Source organism: Flagellimonas sp., assembly GCF_965233845.1.
In the GTDB taxonomy this organism is placed as follows: domain Bacteria; phylum Bacteroidota; class Bacteroidia; order Flavobacteriales; family Flavobacteriaceae; genus Flagellimonas.
Genome location: NZ_OZ247584.1, coordinates 1,593,478 through 1,616,035, shown reverse-complemented (window position 1 = coordinate 1,616,035; position 22,558 = coordinate 1,593,478). Strand labels below are relative to the sequence as shown.

Below are 22,558 nucleotides of genomic sequence, written 5' to 3'. Positions count from 1 at the left end.
GGCTTAAGAAAATGAAGGATTTAACCTCGTTTTAAGGTTTTAGGATGGTCAATATTTTTTTTCAAAACTACCTATTTACCGAAACGAGGGAAGCATCCGTTTTAACTGCTCCCAGTACATTTTCAACAGGATAGCACAGCACAGAAAAACAATGACCGCCAAATAGAAGAGTATCCCACCATCTCCCTGGACTTCTATTCCCAAACTGGTCAAATGGAAGAAAATAGCGCCCGAAATCACCCCAATCCCCATCAGGGCGCCCAAACCTACGGTTCTTGGCCAAAGCAGTAGGCCACTGGCAATCAGCTCCACTACCCCACTGCCATACCGACCCCAGGGCTCCATACCCACTTGCTCAAAAATATAGATGCTTTCGGGAGCACCGGTAAATTTAAAGAATAGGGTTTGCAATAAAATTAGGGCTGCGGCTAAACGTAATATCCAGGAAATTATATTTTTCATGATGCGATGGTTTGTGATACTTGGTCTGTATCCCATAGCCTTGCCTTACACCCATATGTTAACTTTTGAAATTTAAGTTGCTCTTGTAGATTTTAGTCCATTCGGAAAACGGTCAATACCCCAGCATGATCGGAAGGAAACATGATGGGGTGGTAATCCACTACCTTGGATTCAATTGCACTAAGATCTTTGCCTTGGTAAAAGATATAGTCGATTCTATCGCGCAATCCGTATTTGTTCGATGAAGTTGCCGCTCTGGGAGTCCATGTAAAACCAGGATCAAGCAATGGGTCAATATGTAGTTCCCGATAGCTGTCCTTAAATCCGACATTGGCCATTTCCAAACTTACAGGCCATTTGATTTTTTTATTGTGATGGATTTCCTTGGTTTCCTCAATCCAATCCAGGTGGGAGCCTACGTTAAAATCCCCAGACATAATTATGGGCGTTTCCTCGGACTCTTTCAGATAAGGAGCTATTTCCTTAAGTATAGCCTGCACCTCTGCATGACGTGTTTTCCCTTCCTCTTCAATCAACTGCTTGGCCGATTTCTTTCCTTCGATCACCCCTTGGCCATAGTCTGGAAGGTAATGCAGCCATGTATCAAAAAATATGAGGTCCTTGCCCTTTCCCAAACTTAGTTTTGCCCCACCAAAGTTAAAGGGTTTAAATGCCGTTATCGTTTCGGTTATTGGATACCTGCTCATAATGGACAGGTTGGAACTGATCAAATAAAAATGATATCCCAAGGCATCCGCTATTATTTCACCCGACCCATAGGTCTCAATCAAACCAATGATATCGGCATCCGTTGCTTTTATGGTTTCTATTACCCGCTGTACACCAACAGCCTCACCATACCTGTGGCCTCCATGCCAGATATTCCAGGCCAAAACTTTGAGATGTTGGGGTTGAATCCGATTCATGTCCTTCTCAGAGCTTGGATAAAATCTGACATACTGCTTCTGAATTTCTTCTGCACTTACCACCCTGTCCCAAATCTTTACTTCATCCACAAAACCATTGAAGGAATTCCATTGTGCATTGGATCCATATTCCCATTTTTCATCGGATCCCCCAACAACGGTGGCCAGGTCTGTTTGAAAATCACCAATACCTGGAGTGTTGTAGATGGCTACATTTTTTCCATTCAGATACATCCAAACTTCTTCCTTGTCCTGATTGACCGTAAAGGTAATTTGATGCCATTCCCCATCATTGATTCGCTGCCTTTTGGCAGTTGGCCTATATTCGAATCGATTTTTACCATCGTGCAACGTCAGTGCCCATGTGCCGTTCTCCCGGGTATAGAGCTGCCATCCCTTGGAATCTGGGTCATTGGCCTTTTTATTTCCCATTATTGGGGTACCCATGATGGCATTGGGTAGGGTTTTTACCCAAACTTGGACCGAAAATGATTTTTTCTGGGCATATGGAAAGGTCTCTTTTTCCAACTTAACAGGTCTTCTAAGAACGGAATTGGCAGAAAGGTCCAGTGCTCTTCCTGAAACTCCTTGAGCAAACTCAGATTCCAATAGATCAACCATATAAACGGCATCTTCCTTGGAAATTCTGGTCTCCTCAAATCCATGGGAGTCAAAGTCAAGTTGAAAAATAGGTTCTTGAGCTTGGATATGGCCAACATTGTGGACAAAAACAACGGCAAGTGCCAATGTCCTCAAAATTTTGCCTTTAGAAAGGATTCCTTTAGTACTTTCAAGAAACAACAAGTGGGAAAACAACATCGGTTACAAAGCTTCCTCTATGATTTTTTCAACCACTTCTGGGTTCAATAAGGTGGAAATATCGCCAAGATTACTAGTGTCCTTTGAAGCAATTTTACGCAATATCCTACGCATGATCTTACCACTTCGGGTTTTGGGCAAACCTGGTACAAACTGAATTTTATCCAGCTTGGCTATGGGCCCAATGTGTTCTGTGATCATTTGGTTGATTTCTTTTTTCAGGTTATCACGATCACGAGATTCACCTGTTTCCTTTAGGATGACATACCCATAGAGCGCATTCCCTTTAATATCATGTGGGAAGCCTACAATAGCGGACTCTGCCACTGCTGGGTGTTCGTTGATGGCATCTTCAATAGGTGCTGTACCCAAATTATGTCCCGAAACAATGATCACATCATCCACCCTACCTGTAATCCGGTAGTAGCCAACCTCATCGCGCAAAGCGCCATCTCCAGTAAAATATTTACCCTCGAAGGCGGAAAAATAGGTGTCCTTATAACGTTGGTGATCACCCCAGATGGTTCGAGCAATGGATGGCCACGGGAACTTAATGCAAAGTCGACCGTCTACCTGGTTTCCTTTAATTTCTTTTCCGTTCTCATCCATTAGTGCAGGTTGCACCCCAGGCATGGGCAAGGTGGCGTAAGTGGGCTTGGTCGGTGTGGAAAATGGAATAGGAGAAATCAGAATCCCCCCGGTTTCGGTCTGCCACCAGGTATCTACGATGGGACATTTTTTCTCCCCCACATGATCATTGTACCAGTGCCAAGCTTCTTCGTTGATGGGCTCCCCAACGGTGCCCAGTACTTTAAGGCTTGATAGGTCGTATTTGTCCACAAATTCCAAATTCTCCTTGGCCAAAGCCCTAATTGCCGTAGGTGCCGTATAGAATTGGGTTACTTTATGCTTTTGTACAATTTCCCAAAATCGACCAAAATCCGGATAGGAAGGAACCCCTTCGAACATCACCGTGGTTGCTCCATTGGCCAGTGGTCCATAAACGATATAGGAATGCCCCGTAATCCATCCAACATCTGCGGTACACCAGTACACATCCTCCTCGCGGTATTGGAACACATTCTTAAAAGTAAATGCGGTGTACACCATATAACCTGCGGTGGTGTGCATCATTCCTTTAGGTCTCCCCGTAGAACCCGAGGTATACAGAATGAACAAGGGGTCTTCAGCATCCATAATCTCCGCTGGGTAATCCGAATAGGCTTTATCCAGCAACGGTTGCAGCCACTGGTCCCTACCTTTTTTCATATGGATTTTGGCTCCAGTTCTTTTGGCCACCAATACAGATTCTACTCCTGGACATTGCCCCAAAGCCTCATCCACAATTCCTTTCAAATCAATGGTCTTTGCACCACGATAAGAACCATCAGAAGTCAAAACCATTTTGGCTTCGCAATCGTTGATTCGCGTAGCTAGAGCTGTAGAGGAAAAACCGGCAAAAACTACTGAGTGAATAGCGCCAATTCGAGCACAGGCCAGAACGGAAATGGCCAATTCCGGAATCATGGGGAGATAGATGACCACACGATCTCCTTTTTGAACCCCATTGTCCTTTAACACATTCGCAAACTTGCAAACGCGTTCATGCAATTGCCTATAGGTAATATGCTCTACTGGCTCCTTAGGGTCGTTGGGTTCAAAAAGTATAGCTGTTTTATTGCCCCTAATATGCAAGTGTCGGTCAATACAATTTTCTGTGATATTGAGCTGCGCACCATCAAACCATTTAATCTCAGGCTTGGAGAAATCCCAATCCAAAACGGAGTCCCATTTCCTCCTCCAGACAAAATGCTCCTCTGCTACTTCTTCCCAAAATTCCTCAGGATTTCTGACTGATTTTCGATACACCTGAAAATACTCCTCTAGGTGTTTGATGTGGTAATTGCTCATGCGTTAGTTGAAAATTTGTGAACTTTAAAATTAGTAAAAAACCTACCTTTTTAATTCAGATTTGGCATTAATCGACGTAGGTGTTGGACACCGCTTCCAGTTACCATTCAGCTTCGACGAACGACTTTGACCATATTTCATAGATTGAATATTTCAATAGTCTTTTGTCCAGTCTAGTGATCTAGAGCTTCTCCGGCTCCACTTGGTATTCTGATATCTTCCACTATTTGCTGCACATTTTCCGGCGGTGCCGCTGTAAATCTGGAAATCAACAAGGCAACGGCAAAATTGACCAACATACCCATGGTTCCGAATCCTTCGGGAGAAATCCCAAACCACCAATTATCCGCACCGCTGGTCTCCGGATTTCCAATCCAGCCCAATTTAAATCGAGCAATATAGTAGGTGGTGATTCCCAATCCTGCCACCATTCCTGCAATGGCTCCTTCACGGTTCATTCTTTTGCTAAAAATCCCCATGACAATGGCTGGGAAAAACGAAGAAGCCGCCAGCCCAAAGGCCAGCGCCACCACCGAAGCTACAAAACCGGGTGGGTTAATTCCGAAATAGCCTGCCACAATAACCGCCAACACGGCAGAAAGTCGGGCGATGAGCAACTCTTTTTTGTCTGATATGTCCTTTGCAAATTGTTTTTTGATCAAATCATGGGAAATGGAAGTGGATATTACCAATAACAATCCAGCAGCTGTGGATAATGCAGCTGCCAACCCTCCTGCAGCCACAAGGGCAATGATCCAGTTGGGAAGCCCCGCAATTTCAGGGTTGGCCAGTACGGTGATGTCCCGATCTACATAGAGTTCGTTGGGTGATGTGCTTGCATTGGAAATTAAACGCTGACCCGAATTGCCTCTTTCGTCCACAAATAGTGGTTTTTTGCCATCTATGGCCGTTCCAGGTAGATATTGAATCTTGCCGTCTTCATTTTTATCGGTCCACGCAATCAGTCCCGTATCCTCCCATTTGGTAAACCAAGACGGAATTTCCGTATAAGGTGTATCCTCTACTGTTTCCATTAAATTGGTTCTAGCAAAAACTGCAATAGCTGGTGCCGTGGTATATAAAATGGCAATGAATAACAAGGCATATCCTGCCGACTTTCTAGCGTCCTTCACCTTGGGAACCGTGAAAAATCGGATTATCACGTGCGGTAGTCCAGCAGTTCCCAACATCAACGCCGCGGTGATAAAAAAGACATCCGTCATGGATTTAGTACCGTCCGTATAGGCGGTAAAACCCAAATCGGTCATTAAACCATCCAATTTATCCAATAAATATACCCCGTCCTCCCCTGCAGAACCCAATCCCAATTGTGGAATTGGATTTCCCGTAGCCATTATCGAAATAAAAACAGCAGGAACCATAAAGGCGAATATGAGTACACAATATTGCGCCACCTGGGTATAGGTAATCCCCTTCATCCCACCTAAAAAGGCATAAAACAACACAACGGTCATTCCAATATAGACCCCTGTATTCACCTCAACATCCAAAAATCTTGAAAATACAACACCTACCCCGCGCATTTGTCCGGCCACATAGGTAAAGGATACAAATAGAGCCGCTATGACCGCTACTGTTCTTGCTACGTTGCTGTAATAACGATCTCCAATGAAATCTGGAACGGTAAACTTGCCGAATTTTCTCAGATAAGGGGCCAACAAAAGAGCCAACAAAACATAACCGCCAGTCCAACCCATCAGATACACCGAACCATCATAGCCTGAAAAAGCAATAAGTCCTGCCATTCCCAAAAAGGATGCTGCGGACATCCAATCTGCAGCCGTGGCCAATCCATTGGCCAATGGTGATACACCTCCTCCGGCCACATAAAATTCCTTGGTGGAACCGGCCCGTGACCAAATGGCTATTCCGATATAAAGTGCAAAAGTGAGTCCAACGATGATAAACGTCCAAGTCTGAATTCCCATAGCCTATTCGTTTACCCCATATTTTTTGTCCAACTTGTTCATCAGGCGGACATATACAAAAATGAGTACCACAAATACGAAAATGGAACCTTGCTGGGCAAACCAGAATCCCAGTTTGAATCCTCCCAGGCGAATTGTGTTCAATTCATCCACTAGGAGAATCCCAAATCCGTAGGAGACCAGAAACCAAATAAATAAAAGGATTGTTAGGTACCGAAGATTTTCCTTCCAGTACTTTTTGCGAAGTGATGTTTCCATTAACAGGTTGGTTTATTGTTGAAATATAGGAAATCTCAAAAAACTACCTGCTTTTATTCACAGATATTCACAAAAAGCCATCAAATTTTGATAACTAGGAATGCTGACCCAAAAAGTCTGATACGTTGCCACCAATGCGCTCCTGTATGTTGGTCACATCCGCCCTTTCAAAAGTTTCACCGGTAATGCTTTCATACAGTTCAATGTACCGTTCCGAAACAGAATCAATGTACGCATCACTCATTTCTGGCAGGGTTTGCCCTTCCAATCCTTGGAAACCATTGCTGATCAGCCATTGGCGCACAAATTCCTTGGATAACTGTTTTTGTGCTTCTCCTTTGGCTTGGCGTTCCTCATACCCTTCCGCATAAAAATAGCGGGAAGAGTCTGGGGTATGGATCTCGTCGATCAATACAATTTGACCTTCTTTGGTTTTTCCGAATTCGTACTTGGTATCCACCAAAATCAGTCCACGCTCAGCAGCCAACTCAGTACCTCTTTGGAAAAGAGCCTTGGTATATTGTTCCAAGACCTCGTAATCTTCTTGGGAAACAATGCCTCTTTCCAAAATTTCCTTCCGTGAAATATCCTCATCATGATCTCCTTGCTCCGCTTTGGTAGCCGGAGTGATTATGGGTTCGGGAAATTTGTCATTTTCCTTCATCCCCTCGGGCATAGGCACCCCGCACAACAGCCTTTTACCTGCCTTATATTCCCTGGCCGCATGGCCGGACAGGTAGCCCCTTATGACCATTTCAACCTTAAAAGGCTCGCAAGCCTTGCCCACAGCCACGTTGGGGTCTGGAGTAGCCATTAGCCAATTGGGAACAATATCCTCCGTGGCTTTCATCATTTTGGTGGCAATCTGGTTCAGGATTTGACCTTTGTAGGGAATTCCTTTGGGCATTACCACATCAAAGGCGGACAGGCGATCGGTAGCAATCATCACCAAAATATCGTTTTCCAAAGTGTATACTTCCCTAACCTTTCCTTTGTAAATGCTTTTTTGTTTTGGAAACCTGAAGTTGGTCTCCATTATGGTATTGGACATGTGCGGTTAATTTTGATGCTCAATATTCTTGTAGGCGTCAATGACCTTTTTTACCAGTTTATGACGGATAACATCCTTATCGTCCAGATAAATGATACTGATTCCTTCCACATTCTTAAGAATCAAGAGCGCTTCCTTGAGCCCTGATATCACTCTTCGTGGAAGGTCTATCTGGCCAGGATCGCCAGTCAACAAGAACTTGGCATTTTTACCCATACGGGTCAGGAACATTTTCATTTGGGCATGCGTAGTATTCTGGGCCTCATCCAAGATAACAAAGGCATTGTCCAAAGTTCTCCCCCGCATAAAGGCCATAGGGGCTATTTGGATGGTACCGTCCTCAATATACTTTTCCAATTTTTCAGGGGCTATCATGTCCCTAAGTGCATCGTAGAGTGGTTGCATGTAGGGGTCTAGCTTCTCTTTGAGGTCGCCGGGTAAAAATCCAAGGTTCTCCCCTGCTTCCACGGCAGGCCTGGTGAGAATTATTCTTCGGACTTGTTTTTCCTTCAAGGCCTTTACGGCCAATGCCACCCCAGTATAGGTTTTACCTGTTCCAGCTGGACCAATGGCAAAGACCATGTCATCCTTTTTACAGGCATCCACCAATTTTCTTTGGTTCACGGTCTGTGCCTTGATCAATCTACCGCTTACCCCATGTACCAAAACTTCCCCACTACTTTTGGATGATGAAAGTTCTTCTTGGCCATTACTGGTGAGCACCCGCTCAATCATGTTTTCATCCAGCTTGTTGTATTTGGCAAAGTGGTTGGTCAGCATATCAAAGCGCTTGTCAAACTCTTCCAAGAGTTCTTCATCGCCATATACCTTTATTTTACTTCCGCGCGCAACAATCTTTAGTTTTGGGAAATATTTCTTCAGCAGTTCAATATTCTCATTCCTCTGCCCAAAAAAGTCTTGTGGGCTAATCTCCGTCAGTTCAATAATAAGTTCGTTCAAAAAAAGTGGGCTGTTTAAAGGTTATTTTTGAAGAAATTTTATTCTTTCTTTTTTAGTTAATTTTACTCCACAAACTTAACCAAAAATCAATTTGAGCACCGAAAAACATATCAACAGTATTGCATGGCAATCATAACCTTAACTACAGATTTTGGATATAAAGACCACTTTGTAGGTGCCATAAAAGGGACTATCCTCAACAACCTTCCGGATGTTAATGTTGTTGATATTTCGCATGCCATAAGCCCGTTCAATATCCAGGAATGTGCCTATATCCTTAAAAACGCCTATCGTTCCTTCCCTCCGGGAACGGTTCATATTGTGGGAGTCGATTCCGAACTTTCGCCGGAAAACCAGCACATAGTGGTTCAGGTAGAGGACCAATATATCATCAGTGCCAACAACGGGGTTATTTCCTTGATAACGTCAGAATCCAGTCCTGAAAAGGTCATGGAGATTGATATTCCGAATCTCAACCCCAGTTCCTTCCCGGTCTTGAATGTTTTTGTGGAAGTGGCCTGTCATATTGCAAGGGGTGGGAAATTGGAGGTCATTGGTAAGCCGTTTTCGGCGTTGAAGGAGCTACGGGAGTTTGAACCCCGCATCACCAACGAAGGAAAAAGCATTGTTGGCAATGTTATTTACATTGATAATTACGGCAATGTAATCACCAATATCCAACGAAGCCTCTTTGAGGCGTACAGGAATGGGCGCGATTTTGAAGTGATTGCACGTACAAATAAAATCAAGACCATTCACAACAGTTATAACGGTATTATCAATTTTCAGTTGGATCGTGGGCAGCGCAAGGGCCCGGGGGATGCGCTGGCCCTGTTCAATTCAGCAGGGTATGTAGAGCTTGCCATTTATAAAAGTGATTTGAAAACGGTTGGTGGTGCCTCTAGTCTGCTTGGTCTGGGCTATAGGGATACCGTAACCATAAATTTTTTATAAATGTTGGTACGCATTGTAAAACTCACTTTTAAACCCGAAAATATTCCTAGTTTTGAGCGAATTTTTGAAGCCTCCCAATCCAAAATCCTGGAATTTGAAGGTTGTCTAAAGGTTGAAGGCTATCAGGACATCAAAAATCCATGTGTATTTTTCACCTACAGTCATTGGAACAAAGAGTCTGATTTGGAAAATTACCGTGAATCGGATTTTTTCAAGGAGGTTTGGGGAAAGACAAAGTTGCTGTTTGCAAGCAAACCGGAAGCGTGGAGCGTTGAAAAAATTGATAATGGAAAATGAAAAATGCAAAGTGAAATAGAAAGCCAACTAGGTCAAATTACCTTGCAGTAGCAGAACCATTGCACATTGACAACTGTTAATTGATAATTGAACAGCATGTTTGCCATTTTTAAAAGAGAAGTCCAGTCATTTTTTACCTCCCCCATCGGTTATTTGATCGTTGGGCTCTTTTTATTGCTCAATGGGCTTTTCTTATGGGTATTTAAAGGAGCGTACAACATCTTTGATTATGGTTTTGCCGATTTGGGCAACTTCTTTCTGCTGGCACCCTGGATTTTCACTTTTTTGGTTCCGGCCGTAACCATGAAGAGCTTCTCGGAAGAGCGTAAGGCGGGTACGTTGGAGCTTCTTCTTATCAAACCTATTTCCATTTGGAAGTTGGTACTGGGCAAGTTTTGGGGTGCTTTTTTCCTTTGCGTTATAGCCATTTTACCTACACTGGTTTATGTTTTCGCCATTTCTAAACTGGGCATTATTGAAGGTAATTTTGATTTTGGGGTGGTTTTGGGGTCTTACTTCGGACTGCTCTTTTTGATTGCTGCTTTTACCGCAATAGGCGTTTTTACCTCAACCCTGTCGGAGAGTCAGATTATTGCTTTTATCCTGGGAATTGTCCTGTGCTTTTTCCTTTTTAATGGGTTTGATGCGATGTCCTCCCTTTTTTCCGCAGGTGAAACACAACAATGGGTCCAAGGTGTTGGAGGCAACGCTCATTTCAACAGAATTTCCAAAGGGGTATTGGATACCAGGGATTTGGTATACTTTATTTCCATAACCCTCCTATTTCTATTCCTAACCCATCAACGTCTTAAACAATTGGCCAAATGAGTGGAAAGTTTTTGATTTCAGTGGGAAAGGCCTTGGCGGTGGTTGTCATCCTTAATTTGATTGGAAGTTTTTTTTACGTCCGTTTTGATCTTACTGAGGACCAACGGTTCACACTTTCCAAACCAGCTATTGCCGTGGCCCAAAAATTTGATTCCCCAATAGTGGTGGATGTTCTTTTGGATGGGAATATTCCTCCGGAATTTTCAAAATTAAAAGTTGAGACCATTCAGTTGTTGGAGTCTTACACCTCTAAAAACAAAAACATACAGTTTAATCTGGTAGATCCCTTAGAGGACGAGACCAACACCCAGCAGACCATTTCCGATTTACAACGTATCGGGTTGGAACCTGCCCGGGTTACCGTGGAAGAAAACGGAAAGGTATCCCAGGAATTGGTCTTTCCATGGGCCATGGTCAACTATCAAAACCAGACCGTAAAAGTACCCTTGCTCAAGAACAAATTGGGATCTACCATGGAAGATCGCATCAACAATTCTGTTCAGCAGTTGGAATATGCTTTTGCAGATGCCTTTACCAAACTGAGTATATCTGAAAAAAAACGAGTGGCCGTGATCAAAGGAAATGGGGAATTGGACGACCTCCATATTGCGGATTACCTGACTACCATCCGGGACTACTACAATATTGGTGCAATTACCCTGGATTCTGTAGCTACCAACCCGCAATCGGTTTTGGATCAACTCAAGGGTTTTGATCTGGCCTTAATAGCCAAACCCACGGAGGCTTTTACGGACGAAGAAAAATATGTCCTGGACCAGTTTGTGGTGAACGGTGGTAAATCTATCTGGTTGATAGATCAAGTGGCCATGGAACTGGACAGCATTTTTGCGGGAGGTGGTAATGCCATTGCCTTGCCCAGGGAGCTTAACATGAAGGACTTTTTCTTCAAATTTGGGGTGCGTATCAATCCCGTTTTGGTGAACGATATGTATTTCACCCAGATTGTTTTGGCTTCGGGAGATGGAAATGATTCCCAATACAATCCTGTACCTTGGTATTACAACCCTATGGTATTTTCACAGAACAACCACCCTATCAACACCAATATCGAAGCTGTCCGCTATCAATTTGCCAACGCCATGGAAGTATTGGAAAACGACTATGATCATGCCGTATTGCTCCGTAGTTCTCCCTTGTCCAAGACAGAAGGAACCCCTAAACCCATTGGTTTGGACATTTTGAATCAACCTCCTAATCGGGAGTCATACACCAATGGTAATCAACCTTTGGCTGTCCTTGTTGAAGGTGACTTTGTTTCCATGTTCAAAAACCGAATCAAGCCGGTGGAATTGGAAAACACCATTGAAGAGGGGCCATCCAACAAGATGATTGTAATTTCTGATGGAGATCTCATCAAAAACCAACTTCGAAATGGTGTTCCGCTGGAATTGGGTTATGATAAATGGACCAATAGCTCCTATGGGAACAAGGAATTTTTGGTGAATTGCATTAATTTTCTTTTGGACGATACTGGACTTATAAACATTCGAAATAGAAGGGTTTCCATTCCTCTTTTGGATGTTGAGAAAATTGCAACACAAAAAAGCAAATGGCAGGTCGTAAACATAGCAATCCCAGTACTTTTAACCTTGGTATTCGGAATCCTATTTGGACTCTACAGAAAGCGGAAATTTGCCGTTTAGCTGTTGATAAGTTTGTTTCTTTGCTATGTCCTTTTAAGATATATTTGTTTTTATCCATTTTAAAAGCCTGTTTGACTTAACAAATCCAACAGGAAACCATGTTTAAAGAATTTCTTGAATGAAGTTTATTGTATCCAGCACATATTTATTAAAACAATTGCAAGTCTTGGGTGGTGTCATCAACAACAGCAACACTTTGCCCATTTTGGACAACTTTCTTTTTGACTTAAAACAGAACAAGTTGACCGTATCGGCATCCGATTTGGAGACCACCATGAGTTCTGTACTTGAAGTGGATTCAGATGCAGAAGGAGCCATAGCGGTTCCGGCACGTTTGCTTTTGGATACCTTAAAGACTTTTCCAGAGCAGCCCCTCACCTTTGTGGTCGAGGACAACAATACGGTTGAAATCAGTTCCAATCATGGTAAGTATGCCTTGGCCTATGCTGATGGAGCTGAGTTTCCGAAAGCCGTGGAAGTTTCCAACCCTAGTACCACAACACTTTTGGGGGATATTCTGGCCACCGCAATCAATAAAACCATTTTTGCCGCAGGCAATGATGACCTAAGACCGGTGATGAGCGGGGTGTTCTTTCAGTTTTCCACAGAAAATCTAACTTTTGTGGCTACTGATGCTCATAAATTGGTCAAGTACCAGCGTCAGGATGTAACAGCTTCCCAAGTTGCAGAGTTCATCATGCCCAAAAAACCTTTGAATCTTTTAAAAGGAATTTTGGCGGGCTCTGAATCCGAGGTAACCATAGAGTACAATGACAGTAATGCCAAGTTCATATTTGACAACTCTGAATTGATTTGTAGGCTCATTGACGGTAAGTATCCCAATTATGAAGCGGTAATTCCCAAGGAAAATCCCAACAAACTGTCCATTTCAAGAAATCAGTTTCTTAGTTCGGTTCGAAGGGTTTCCATTTTCTCCAATAAGACCACACATCAAATTCGTTTGAAAATTGCAGGTGCAGAATTAAATATTTCCGCAGAAGATGTGGACTACAGCAACAAGGCAGAAGAGCGTTTATCCTGCTCCTATCAAGGGGATGACATGCAAATTGGTTTCAATTCCAGATTCTTGCTCGAAATGCTGAACAATCTAAACTCTGAAGATGTTTCTTTGGAAATGAGTTTGCCCAACAGAGCGGGTATCTTGACTCCCATCGATGGATTGGATGAGGGAGAACACGTCACCATGCTGGTGATGCCGGTGATGCTCAACAGCTAGGAAATCAACTTATAGAAGAGTAAGGCTGGAATTGAATTCCAGCCTTTTTTATACAAAGGGAATTGTTAAAAAGTAAGATGGCGGTTCCCCATTGGACGCTTTTATTGCATTGACTATGGGCAATACAAAACCCAGTATGGCAACACCAAGAAGGCCTACCAATCCCAAACCTACCAAAAGGATGGCCGGAATACTGACAATAATGTACAGTAATAGACTTAGTTGTAGGTTAATGATGGCCTTTCCATGTTCGTTCATCCCCTCAACGGTCTTCCTTGAAGACAGCCAAATAACAAGAGGGACAATAAATCCTCCAAACCCGGTAACATAGTGCAGCAACTGGGTTAGGTGAGCTACGGACAACAGCGTGTTGTCCTTTCTTAATACATTTTGATTAATGACTTCCATTTTTGATTGATTTTAATGATGTACCTTATTAGTGGTGATTTGCGCCCAAATGTTACACCTATTGGGTATTTCGTACTTTTGCGCACATGTCATATTCCGATAACATTGTTGCCATGGCCACGCCTCCAGGTACTGGAGCCATTGCTATTATCCGAATTTCCGGGCCTGAAGCCATTGCCTTGGTTTCCGAACATTTTGAACCCATAAAACCCAAAGACCTCACCAAGCAAAAGAGTCACACGATCCATTTGGGTCATATAGTACATCAGGAAAAAGTACTGGATAAAGTACTGATATCCATATTTAAGGGCCCAAATTCCTATACGGGTGAAAATGTAGTGGAAATTTCCTGTCATGGATCTCCATATATTCAGCAACAGTTGCTTCAATTGTTTCTGAGAACGGGATGCCGCATGGCCACTGCTGGCGAATTTACCTTGCGTGCCTTTTTAAATGGTAAAATGGACCTGAGCCAAGCCGAAGCAGTTGCGGATTTGATTGCAAGTGATAGTGAGGCTTCGCATGAAATAGCTGTCCAGCAAATGCGGGGTGGGTTCAGCAATGAAATTCAAAAATTACGGGAGGAACTTCTAAACTTCGCCTCCTTGATTGAACTGGAATTGGATTTTTCACAAGAAGATGTGGAGTTTGCCGATCGTACCCAATTCAATGCGCTGCTCAACCGAATAAGTGAGGTTCTAAAAAAACTCATTGATTCCTTTGCCATTGGCAACGTCATTAAAAATGGGATTCCCATAGCCATTGTTGGCAAACCCAATGTAGGTAAATCTACATTGCTCAACGCCCTATTGAATGAGGAAAGAGCTATAGTGAGCAATATTCCCGGAACCACCCGTGACACAGTTGAGGACCAAATTAATCTGGGAGGAATCAATTTCCGGTTTATTGACACTGCAGGAATCAGGGAAACGCAGGATATGGTAGAGAAGATTGGGATTGAAAAGACTTTCGACAAAATTGAAAACGCCAAGTTGATCTTGTTCCTTTTCGACGGTCTGGATTTTGACGTAGAGGAGTTGGAAGATCTTAAAAACAAATACCCCAATAAGGAGGTACTTCCCATATGCAATAAGGTGGATTTATTGGCCCAAGCTGAACAAGATCAAATACAGCGTTCCGTTTCGGATTTGTTGTTCCTGTCTGCCAAGGATAGGACAGGGGTTCCCGAGTTGGAGCAAAAACTGTCGTCACTTGTTGTGTCGGGGGCATTGAGTGGGGATGCAACTATTGTTTCCAATAGCAGACATTATGATGCCCTACTAAAAGCCCTGGAGGAAATTCAAAAGGTGAAAGAAGGTATGGACATGGGGCTCTCCAGTGATCTCATGGCCATAGACATTAGGCAAGCGCTCTATCATTTAGGCGAAATAACAGGAAGCGTCACTACCGATGATCTCTTGGGTAACATCTTTTCCAATTTCTGCATCGGAAAATAGATCTTTGTGTAGTCCAGATATCCATTATCTTTGGATTCCAAATTTTATGCATGTTCAACTTTTTTAATAGAAAAGTTTTTTTAGCTGATTATCTTCATGGGCTGGTAGATATTCACAACCATATTCTACCGGGTATTGATGATGGTGCAAAAACGGTGGATGAATCCTTATCACTCATCAGCGCATTTGCGGCTTATGGAGTGACCAATTTTGTGTTTACACCGCATATCATGAATCACTACTATCCCAATACTCCCGACTCCATTAAAACTTCGTTTGAGCTACTTCAAAGTGAATTGGAGAAACATGACCTTCAAAACGTCAAAATTGATTATGCCGCGGAACATATGATCGATGACGAATTTGAGCCTTTGTTGGAAAACAATGGGGTTGTACCACTAAAAACCGAGCATCTTCTAGTAGAAATGTCGTATTTACAGCCCGCCTTTGGCTTTGACAACGCTGTCAAAAAAATCTTTGAGCAGAAATACTTTCCCATTTTGGCGCATCCAGAGCGATACAGCTACTTCCATCAACAACCCCAAATTTACTCGGAGCTTAAATCAAATGGGGTTCAGTTGCAGCTAAACTTACTCTCGGTTTCTGGATACTACGGTTCCGAAATACAAAGGATAGCCCTTAAACTGTTGGAAGACGAGCTTTACGACTACTGTGCTTCAGATGCCCATCATATAAGACATATTACTGCCTTAAAGGAAATCAATGTATCCCAAAAAGTGCTGGGTAAAATCCTACCTGTTATCGAAAATACGATTCAAACTTTTTATTGATCAATTAAAGTTCCACCATTTCTTGACGGTTCTTCCATAACCGTAACCATAGTTTCGGCCATACCCCAAATTGGTTTCCTTAACGCCATTTACCACAAAGGACAGGTTCTTGACCTTTTTCTCATCCACAAGTTTAATAGGGTACTCCAATACTTTACGGTCGGTGACACCAGCTTTGGTAACATATAAAATCTGATGAGCAAAATCGCTGATCAACAAGGTGTCCGTAACCACAAGCATTGGGGCAGAATCCACAACCACGTAGTCATATTTTTCAATGGCCTGATCCATAAATTCCTTTAGTCTACCACTCATGAGCAACTCAGCCGGATTTGGCGGAATCTTTCCGGAAAACACAATATCCACCTTGTTGTCATTGATGACAGCAGGGGTAATTGTATCCTTGAACTGAAGATTGTCATCGTGCAGAAATTCTGTTAAACCCTTTTTGGATTTTCCATTGGCACCCAATTCCCCGTTCATCCTTAGTCCTAAATCGGAATAGAAGTTTTTCAGTTTAGGGTTTCTGATATCCGCTCCCACCAAAAGCACTCTCTTTTTTGTGCTGGCAAATACCATTGCCAAATTGGAAGAGATAAAAGTTTTCCCCTCCCCTGGAACACTGGAGGTAACCAAAATCATGTGGCCTCGTTCCTGACCATTCTTATTTTTAAGAACATAGTTCAGGTTGGTTCTCAATATACGGAGGGATTCACCCAAGACGGAGCGATCCATTCCATTGATCAATTTGCTTGCCTTTTTGCCAATTTTAGGTAATTCTGCAATAACAGGTGCCTTGTTGAAAATTGCCTTTTCCAGCTCAATCTTATTGTGCACCTTATTGTCCATCATATCCTTCAGATAGAAAAAACCAAAAGGAACCAAGAGACCCAGAATGAATGAAGCCAAATAGATCACCGGTTTCTTTGGAGAAACTGGGTCTTTGCTCATCAGATAAGCGGAATCAATAATTTTCGATTTTGGGGAGGCAGAAGCAAAGGTAATCTGAGATTCTTCCCGTTTTTGCAACAAATACAGGTACAAAGACTCCGTGGTTTGTTGTTGACGTGTAATATCGCGGAGCGCCCTTTCATTTTTAGGCGCGGAATAGATACGTGAGTTTATTCTTGACAATTGACTGCTAAGACTATTTACCTGAAGTGTCAGGTTGTTTTCCACACTATTTAAACTGGACTTCATGCTTCGCTTTAAACCATCCAGTTGCCTATCCAAGTTTACAATAATTGGGTTTTTTTCATTGGAACTTTCCAGGAGTCGTTTACGCTCTAAAGCCAGTTCATTATATCGAGCCGTTGTACCCGCAATGGTTTCGTCGTTAAGTCCTACGTTGGTAGGAAGTAACTCGTAGCCATCCTGTCCGTCCACGAGGTCTTTCATACTAGATGCTATATCCAATTGGACGGAGGCGTTTTGAAGTTCTTGTTGGTTGGTTGCACCGATGTTCAGGTTTACATTGGTTTGTGCACCTATGTCGGTAATTCCCCTCCCGGATTTAAAATCCTCAGCACTTTGGTCCACATTGGATAAATCCCCATAAATATCGGCTATTCGGTCGTTGATAAAATCAGAGGTTCGATCAGCGATTGCCTTTTTGTCATCAACCGCATTTTGGTTGTAGATGGAAATCAGGGTATTTATAACATCCTTGCCTCTTTTTTGTACCGCATCATTCAGGTTGATCGAAATAATATTGGAAAGCATGTCGGTAACCGTAATCAGAATATTCCTCTGATAATATTCCGCCACATTTGCAATAGGACTTACTTTGACCTTATATTTTTTCCCCTTTAGCTTCTCAATATCCAAAGTACTCTTTGGAGTTATGATCAAATCTCCCAAAGAAGAGGCAATTGGTGTTCCAAAGGATTCTTTGGTAAAAGGAGCATCCTCCTCGTTGGCAAAATCAAACGAGGTTTGGGAGTCCAAGGTCACAAAAAATTCGTGTTCCGTTTTTTGTACTATGGAATCGGGGGCCAAGAAATTTACGTTAAAGGGTTGGTCGTCATACAAAACGGTGTTTTTAATGCTACCGAGAGCAATAACCTTTGTGTTCAGTCCCAACTCCTCGACCACCTTCATCAAATTCATCCTGGAATTAAGGGATTCGATTTCGTCCTGTACATTGTTTCGACCACCACCCAAAACTCCAAGGTCGCTGAACGCTCCCAGCTCCGAAGTCGAGTTTTGATCCTCCAGAATCTTGATTTTTGCATGTATGCCATATTCCGGCACAGCATAGCGGATATATAAAAATGCAAGTAGAATAGCTACAAAAATGGATGCAACAAACCATTTCCAATTCTTTAAAATTGGCTTAAGTAGGTCGCTGGTAGTCTCGTTACTATGGAGAGCTTCCGAATTTTCAGTTTTCATTAAAATCCAATTTAACTTCTTGTAATCATCAATACTGTGGAAGTAATCACCAACGAGATAATAGAGACATAGATAGATGCCCTTTCATCCAATGAAGTTTCCTGAATACCAGATTTGTTGGGCTCCACATATACCACATCATTTTGGGTTAAATAATAAACGGGGGACTTTATCATTTCCTTAGAGGTCAAATTTATACGGGTATATACCTTTGTCCCATTAAAATCCCTGACCACCAAAACGTTTTCCCTAACACCTCGTATAGTTAAATCTCCAGCAAGACCAAGTGCTTCCAAAATGGTTATTTGCTCTCCATTTACTGGGTATGTACCCGGCCTGTTTACCGCTCCAAGTACCGTAATGGTAAAGTTGCGGAGTCTTATGTTAATAATAGGGTCTTTCAGATAATCTGATAATCGATCACGTAAAACAGCCCTTAATTCTTCTGGGGACAAGCCCTCGATTTTTAGCTTGCCTATAACGGGAAAATCAATTTCTCCATCTTGATCCACCAAATAGTCTACCTGTTCCGGCCTAAACCCACTTTCCGAAGCTCCCCTGAACAGATTGAAAGGTGCACTGGCTTCAGGGTTTAAGGAAGATACGTGAATGGAAACCAAGTCATCCACTTTAAATTTGGATACGGAAGTATTGTTATTGACCAAAGTCTCGAAGTCCCCTGTATCCTGAAAGTAGACTACATCTTTTCTTGAGGCACATGAAGCGAGGACTAGAAACAATAAACAAAAGCTATAACTTTTGATCGGGCGGCTGTTAAATCTAAACATGTTGATTATCTAATTTTAATTTAAAAATTACGAACTAGTTGGTTTTACAAGGGTACTTTTTTCAAAACTAACCTTTTCATCTTTATCCAATTCGCAAAGTTTTGAATTTTTCGAAATATATTCGGGAACTATACTTTTCATTAGTTGAATGGTGTTTTCACTGAAAAACAAGTTACTAATGCAAAGTTCATCAATTTTAGATCGTAAGTCTACATAATCCAAGTCTCTGGTCTTACTTATTTTTATTTTCTCGTGGTAGGTTGGTAGTGTATTTTCACCATTTGCCAACAGTTCTTCATACAACTTTTCACCCGGCCTTAAACCGGTTACCTTAATATCAATGTCCTCGGGGTAACTCAAGCCTGACAGCTTGATCATGTTCTTTGCCAAGTCGTAAATCTTCACAGATTCACCCATATCGAAAATAAAGATTTCCCCTCCTTTGCCCATGGCTCCGGCTTCCAAAACCAATTGGGAAGCTTCGGGAATTGTCATAAAGTAACGAGTAATCTCTTTATGGGTCAAAGTAATAGGGCCTCCATGTTCAATTTGCTTTCTGAACAAGGGAATCACAGAGCCATTGGAACCCAATACGTTGCCAAAACGGGTAGTGATAAACTTGGTCTTGCTTTCTTGCTGTTTGCAACTCACATAGATTTCCGCAATTCTTTTACTGGCCCCCATAACGTTGGTCGGGTTCACCGCCTTGTCTGTGGATACCAGAACAAATTTGTCGATATTGTACTGTATGGCTAGATCTACTATGGTCTTTGTACCAGCAATATTTATTTTAATTGCTTCATAGGAATTATACTCCATTAAGGGTACATGCTTGTAAGCAGCTGCATGGAAAACTAAATCCGGTTTGTGCTCCTGGAAGATATAATTCATCCTATTTTTATCCCTTACGTCTCCCACTATTAGGAATAAAATTATGATAACCCTTCTGCTTTAATTCCTGCTGTAAATCGTACAAAGCCGATTCTGCCTGATCAATTATTACAAGGGAACGGAAATTGTATCTGCATATTTGTCGTACGATTTCACTTCCGATTGATCCAGCACCACCAGTAACAAAGATCACCTTATCCCTTACTTCCTCACTTATTCTGGAATTGGTAATGGCAATAGGCTTGCGGTTAAGTAAATCCTCAATTTGAACCGTTTTAATTTGTGATGCCTTCAATTCCCCATTGATCCAGTCTTCAACAGGAGGGATAATTTTAACCTGTACGGGAAAATCAACCAAGCCCTCAACCAATTGGTTGAGTTTTTTATGATCGATGTTCTGGATACAAAAAATGACCTCGGAAATTCTCTTTTTGGAAATGAAATCCTTGGTCAGAATTTCTGGGCCATAAACATTGACACCATTGATCAGCTTGCCAATCTTTTTCTTGTCCTTATCAACATAACCCACCACCTTTACATTGCTCTTGGAATGATTGGTCAGTGCTCCGTGGGTCAAAATCCCGGAATTACCGGCACCATAGATCACCACGTTTTTGGCAGAGTTGAACCCATTCTCTTTTATAAACCCATGAAAGAGTGTTTTAAAAACGTACCTGGACGCCACCAGGGTTACAAAAGAAATGAGGCTGTTTATGATAATGATGGACAATGGAATGGTAAAATTGTCCGCTAATTCAAATTTTCTGTTCGCAAGTACAAGGAAAATTGTAAAGATACTTGCCAAGCAAATAGCATTGAAGATGTTGTATACATCCCGCATACCTGTATGTCTCACAACGCCTTTGTAAGAGCCTATCATTAAAAAGGAGATCAAGGCAATGAACAAGACCCAAGGCAGTTGAACGAAAAGTTTATCTACATCAAAATTGAATGTCAGGTTGAAACGTATAAAATACGACAGTACAAATGAAAATGCCACAATGACCACGTCAATTGCCAACACCAACCATTTGGAGGCATATCTTTCTACAGTATTAGTTAGGTAGTTCTGTATCATGAAAGAGCAATTTTTATTGTTTTAATAATGCGCTGCAAGTCCTGTTCCAATAGATTGGAACCACTTGGTAAGCACAGGCCTCTGTTAAAGAGGTCTTCCGAAGTGCCATCGGAAAAGCTAATTTCTTTTTCATAAATGGGTTGCATATGCATGGGCTTCCAGAGCGGTCTGGATTCAATATTCTCATGCTCCAAGGCCACACGAATCTTTTCCCTTACCTCATAGGAAGGTGTGAGAATACAACTCAACCATCTATTACTGAACATCCCGTAAGGCTCTTCCAGAAAGGTTATTTCATCAAATTCATGAAGTTGTTCGGTATAGAACCTATGGTTGTTCCTTCTAGCCGCAATCCTATCATCCAAAACTTGCATCTGACCTCTTCCAATCCCGGCCAATACATTACTCATTCTATAGTTATGTCCAATCTCTGAATGTTGATAGTGAACTGCTTTGTCCCTAGCTTGGGTTGCCAGAAAAACTGCCTTGTCCCTGTACTCTTTTCTTTTGGATACCAAGGCACCTCCCCCAGAAGTTGTTATAATCTTGTTTCCGTTGAAAGATAATATGGCTATATCGCCAAAAGTACCACACGGCCTTGAACCATAAGTGCTACCCAGGGCTTCTGCGCTATCTTCCAAAACAGGGATGTCATAATCGTTTGCTATGGCATGAATCTCTTCCACCTTATAGGGCATCCCATAGAGATGCACAGTTACAATAGCCTTCGGCTTATTTCCGGATGATATTCTTTGAATGATGGCTTCCTCAAGAAGTTTGGGCGACATGTTCCAGGTTTCAGCCTCACTGTCAATGAAGACCGGTCTGGCACCAAGATAAGTTATAGGGTTTGCTGATGCCGAAAACGTAAAACTTTGGCAAAGCACCTCATCCCCAGCAGATACACCAAGCAACTTAAGGCCTAAATGTATGGCCCCGGTTCCCGAACTCAAAGCTGCAACATGTACATCATGTCCCAGATAGTTTTCAATATCCTCCTCAAATCCAGTAACATTTGGCCCCAGTGGTGCTACCCAATTGGTATCAAAGGCCTCATGGACAAAAGAAAGTTCCGTTCCTCCCATATGCGGCGAGGACAGCCATATTTTAGATTGAATTTCGGTTTCCAAGTTCAGTGGTTTTTACTTTAGTTGTAACTAATAGATTTGTATCAAATCAGGTACTAAAAACTTTTAATTAAGGGGACTGCAATTCGTTGAAAATTAACTCAAGAGTCACATTAAAAACTAAAGTTACCAACTTAACATAGAGTTAGGATCAAAACCATGCGATATTTCGCCAAACATGTAAAAAAAATCGATTGAATGCCATTACCATTTAGTTGACCACATCATTTCCAAATAAAGAAGGCCGGGAATTACCGTTTATCCGTTTATCGGGTATTACAACTAACCGTACTATAAATAAGGTATAC

General features: G+C 42.2%; 18 protein-coding genes and 1 pseudogene. 7 read left to right on the top strand and 12 right to left on the bottom strand.

The window, feature by feature from the left end; genetic code table 11:
• Positions 1-75: 75 nt before the first annotated feature.
• The 7 genes from ACO6S0_RS06975 to ACO6S0_RS06945 all read right to left on the bottom strand — a co-directional run bounded on the left by ACO6S0_RS06975 (position 76) and on the right by ACO6S0_RS06945 (position 8,336).
• Positions 76-462 (bottom strand): DoxX family protein, encoded by a 387-nt coding sequence (locus ACO6S0_RS06975; RefSeq protein ID WP_422351270.1) that lies wholly within the window; start codon positions 460-462, stop codon positions 76-78.
• A 92-nt stretch (positions 463-554) separates the two neighbouring features.
• Entirely contained in the window at positions 555-2,144 is a 1,590-nt protein-coding gene (locus tag ACO6S0_RS06970; protein WP_422351269.1) for a LamG-like jellyroll fold domain-containing protein, read from the bottom strand.
• A gap of 66 nt (positions 2,145-2,210) precedes the next feature.
• Positions 2,211-4,118: an acetate--CoA ligase gene (acs, locus tag ACO6S0_RS06965; RefSeq protein WP_422351268.1), complete on the bottom strand. Its 1,908-nt coding sequence runs from the start codon at positions 4,116-4,118 to the stop codon at positions 2,211-2,213.
• A 173-nt stretch (positions 4,119-4,291) separates the two neighbouring features.
• Positions 4,292-6,067 carry a sodium:solute symporter family protein gene (locus tag ACO6S0_RS06960; protein WP_422351267.1) on the bottom strand — a complete coding sequence of 592 codons (1,776 nt, stop codon included), beginning with the start codon at positions 6,065-6,067 and terminating at the stop codon, positions 4,292-4,294.
• 3 nt (positions 6,068-6,070) lie between these two features.
• Complete coding sequence (locus tag ACO6S0_RS06955) at positions 6,071-6,325, bottom strand: DUF4212 domain-containing protein (RefSeq protein WP_422351266.1); 255 nt, start codon at positions 6,323-6,325, stop codon at positions 6,071-6,073.
• A gap of 94 nt (positions 6,326-6,419) precedes the next feature.
• A complete protein-coding gene (locus ACO6S0_RS06950; protein ID WP_422351265.1) occupies positions 6,420-7,376 on the bottom strand; it encodes a phosphoribosylaminoimidazolesuccinocarboxamide synthase in 957 nt (318 codons plus the stop codon).
• Between the two features lie 6 nt (positions 7,377-7,382).
• The gene (locus ACO6S0_RS06945; RefSeq protein ID WP_420399367.1) at positions 7,383-8,336 is read right to left on the bottom strand and encodes a PhoH family protein; all 954 of its coding nucleotides are present in this window, start codon (positions 8,334-8,336) and stop codon (positions 7,383-7,385) included.
• Between the two features lie 123 nt (positions 8,337-8,459).
• Here ACO6S0_RS06945 and ACO6S0_RS06940 point away from each other — a divergent pair, with 123 nt between their 5' ends.
• The 5 genes from ACO6S0_RS06940 (at position 8,460) to dnaN (ending at position 13,316) form a co-directional block, all read left to right on the top strand.
• A complete protein-coding gene (locus ACO6S0_RS06940; RefSeq protein ID WP_422351264.1) occupies positions 8,460-9,290 on the top strand; it encodes an SAM hydrolase/SAM-dependent halogenase family protein in 831 nt (276 codons plus the stop codon).
• Positions 9,291-9,587, top strand: a complete 297-nt coding sequence (locus ACO6S0_RS06935) for a putative quinol monooxygenase (RefSeq protein ID WP_422351263.1) — start codon at positions 9,291-9,293, stop codon at positions 9,585-9,587.
• 96 nt (positions 9,588-9,683) lie between these two features.
• Positions 9,684-10,415 carry a gliding motility-associated ABC transporter permease subunit GldF gene (gene gldF, locus ACO6S0_RS06930; RefSeq protein ID WP_422351262.1) on the top strand — a complete coding sequence of 244 codons (732 nt, stop codon included), beginning with the start codon at positions 9,684-9,686 and terminating at the stop codon, positions 10,413-10,415.
• Positions 10,412-12,079, top strand: coding sequence for a gliding motility-associated ABC transporter substrate-binding protein GldG (gldG, locus tag ACO6S0_RS06925; RefSeq protein WP_422351261.1), 1,668 nt, complete (start codon positions 10,412-10,414; stop codon positions 12,077-12,079). Before gldF ends, gldG begins: the two co-directional genes overlap by 4 nt.
• A 118-nt stretch (positions 12,080-12,197) precedes the next feature.
• Positions 12,198-13,316, top strand: a complete 1,119-nt coding sequence (gene dnaN / locus ACO6S0_RS06920) for a DNA polymerase III subunit beta (protein WP_420399362.1) — start codon at positions 12,198-12,200, stop codon at positions 13,314-13,316.
• A gap of 48 nt (positions 13,317-13,364) precedes the next feature.
• On the opposite strand, the gene ACO6S0_RS06915 is transcribed toward dnaN, so the two are convergent.
• A complete protein-coding gene (locus tag ACO6S0_RS06915) occupies positions 13,365-13,724 on the bottom strand; it encodes a DUF4870 domain-containing protein (RefSeq protein ID WP_420399361.1) in 360 nt (119 codons plus the stop codon).
• An 86-nt stretch (positions 13,725-13,810) separates the two neighbouring features.
• Here ACO6S0_RS06915 and mnmE point away from each other — a divergent pair, with 86 nt between their 5' ends.
• Complete coding sequence (mnmE, locus tag ACO6S0_RS06910) at positions 13,811-15,181, top strand: tRNA uridine-5-carboxymethylaminomethyl(34) synthesis GTPase MnmE (protein ID WP_422351260.1); 1,371 nt, start codon at positions 13,811-13,813, stop codon at positions 15,179-15,181.
• Between the two features lie 50 nt (positions 15,182-15,231).
• Complete coding sequence (locus tag ACO6S0_RS06905) at positions 15,232-15,972, top strand: tyrosine-protein phosphatase (protein WP_422351259.1); 741 nt, start codon at positions 15,232-15,234, stop codon at positions 15,970-15,972.
• Here the strand turns inward: ACO6S0_RS06905 and ACO6S0_RS06900 are convergent, their stop codons facing one another.
• From ACO6S0_RS06900 to ACO6S0_RS06885, 4 genes and pseudogenes are all read right to left on the bottom strand, one after another.
• A complete protein-coding gene (locus ACO6S0_RS06900; protein ID WP_422351258.1) occupies positions 15,973-18,366 on the bottom strand; it encodes a GumC family protein in 2,394 nt (797 codons plus the stop codon).
• An 11-nt stretch (positions 18,367-18,377) separates the two neighbouring features.
• A complete protein-coding gene (locus ACO6S0_RS06895; protein ID WP_422351257.1) occupies positions 18,378-19,154 on the bottom strand; it encodes a polysaccharide biosynthesis/export family protein in 777 nt (258 codons plus the stop codon).
• Between the two features lie 27 nt (positions 19,155-19,181).
• Positions 19,182-21,123, bottom strand: a pseudogene (locus ACO6S0_RS06890) (polysaccharide biosynthesis protein).
• On the bottom strand, positions 21,120-22,208 hold the full coding sequence (locus tag ACO6S0_RS06885; protein ID WP_422351809.1) for a DegT/DnrJ/EryC1/StrS family aminotransferase: 1,089 nt from the start codon (positions 22,206-22,208) through the stop codon (positions 21,120-21,122). The pseudogene ACO6S0_RS06890 and the gene ACO6S0_RS06885 overlap by 4 nt, the downstream one beginning before the upstream one ends.
• Positions 22,209-22,558: the final 350 nt, after the last annotated feature.

Coding starts and splice junctions, on each gene's coding strand:
- ACO6S0_RS06955 (WP_422351266.1), bottom strand. CDS start 6,325: ATGGAAACATCACTTCGCAAAAAGTACTGGAAGGAAAATCTTCGGTAC.
- ACO6S0_RS06895 (WP_422351257.1), bottom strand. CDS start 19,154: ATGTTTAGATTTAACAGCCGCCCGATCAAAAGTTATAGCTTTTGTTTA.
- ACO6S0_RS06950 (WP_422351265.1), bottom strand. CDS start 7,376: ATGTCCAATACCATAATGGAGACCAACTTCAGGTTTCCAAAACAAAAA.
- ACO6S0_RS06900 (WP_422351258.1), bottom strand. CDS start 18,366: ATGAAAACTGAAAATTCGGAAGCTCTCCATAGTAACGAGACTACCAGC.
- gldF (WP_422351262.1), top strand. CDS start 9,684: ATGTTTGCCATTTTTAAAAGAGAAGTCCAGTCATTTTTTACCTCCCCC.
- ACO6S0_RS06940 (WP_422351264.1), top strand. CDS start 8,460: ATGGCAATCATAACCTTAACTACAGATTTTGGATATAAAGACCACTTT.
- acs (WP_422351268.1), bottom strand. CDS start 4,118: ATGAGCAATTACCACATCAAACACCTAGAGGAGTATTTTCAGGTGTAT.
- ACO6S0_RS06885 (WP_422351809.1), bottom strand. CDS start 22,208: ATGGGAGGAACGGAACTTTCTTTTGTCCATGAGGCCTTTGATACCAAT.
- ACO6S0_RS06935 (WP_422351263.1), top strand. CDS start 9,291: ATGTTGGTACGCATTGTAAAACTCACTTTTAAACCCGAAAATATTCCT.
- ACO6S0_RS06915 (WP_420399361.1), bottom strand. CDS start 13,724: ATGGAAGTCATTAATCAAAATGTATTAAGAAAGGACAACACGCTGTTG.
- mnmE (WP_422351260.1), top strand. CDS start 13,811: ATGTCATATTCCGATAACATTGTTGCCATGGCCACGCCTCCAGGTACT.
- ACO6S0_RS06905 (WP_422351259.1), top strand. CDS start 15,232: ATGTTCAACTTTTTTAATAGAAAAGTTTTTTTAGCTGATTATCTTCAT.
- ACO6S0_RS06960 (WP_422351267.1), bottom strand. CDS start 6,067: ATGGGAATTCAGACTTGGACGTTTATCATCGTTGGACTCACTTTTGCA.
- dnaN (WP_420399362.1), top strand. CDS start 12,198: ATGAAGTTTATTGTATCCAGCACATATTTATTAAAACAATTGCAAGTC.
- ACO6S0_RS06975 (WP_422351270.1), bottom strand. CDS start 462: ATGAAAAATATAATTTCCTGGATATTACGTTTAGCCGCAGCCCTAATT.
- gldG (WP_422351261.1), top strand. CDS start 10,412: ATGAGTGGAAAGTTTTTGATTTCAGTGGGAAAGGCCTTGGCGGTGGTT.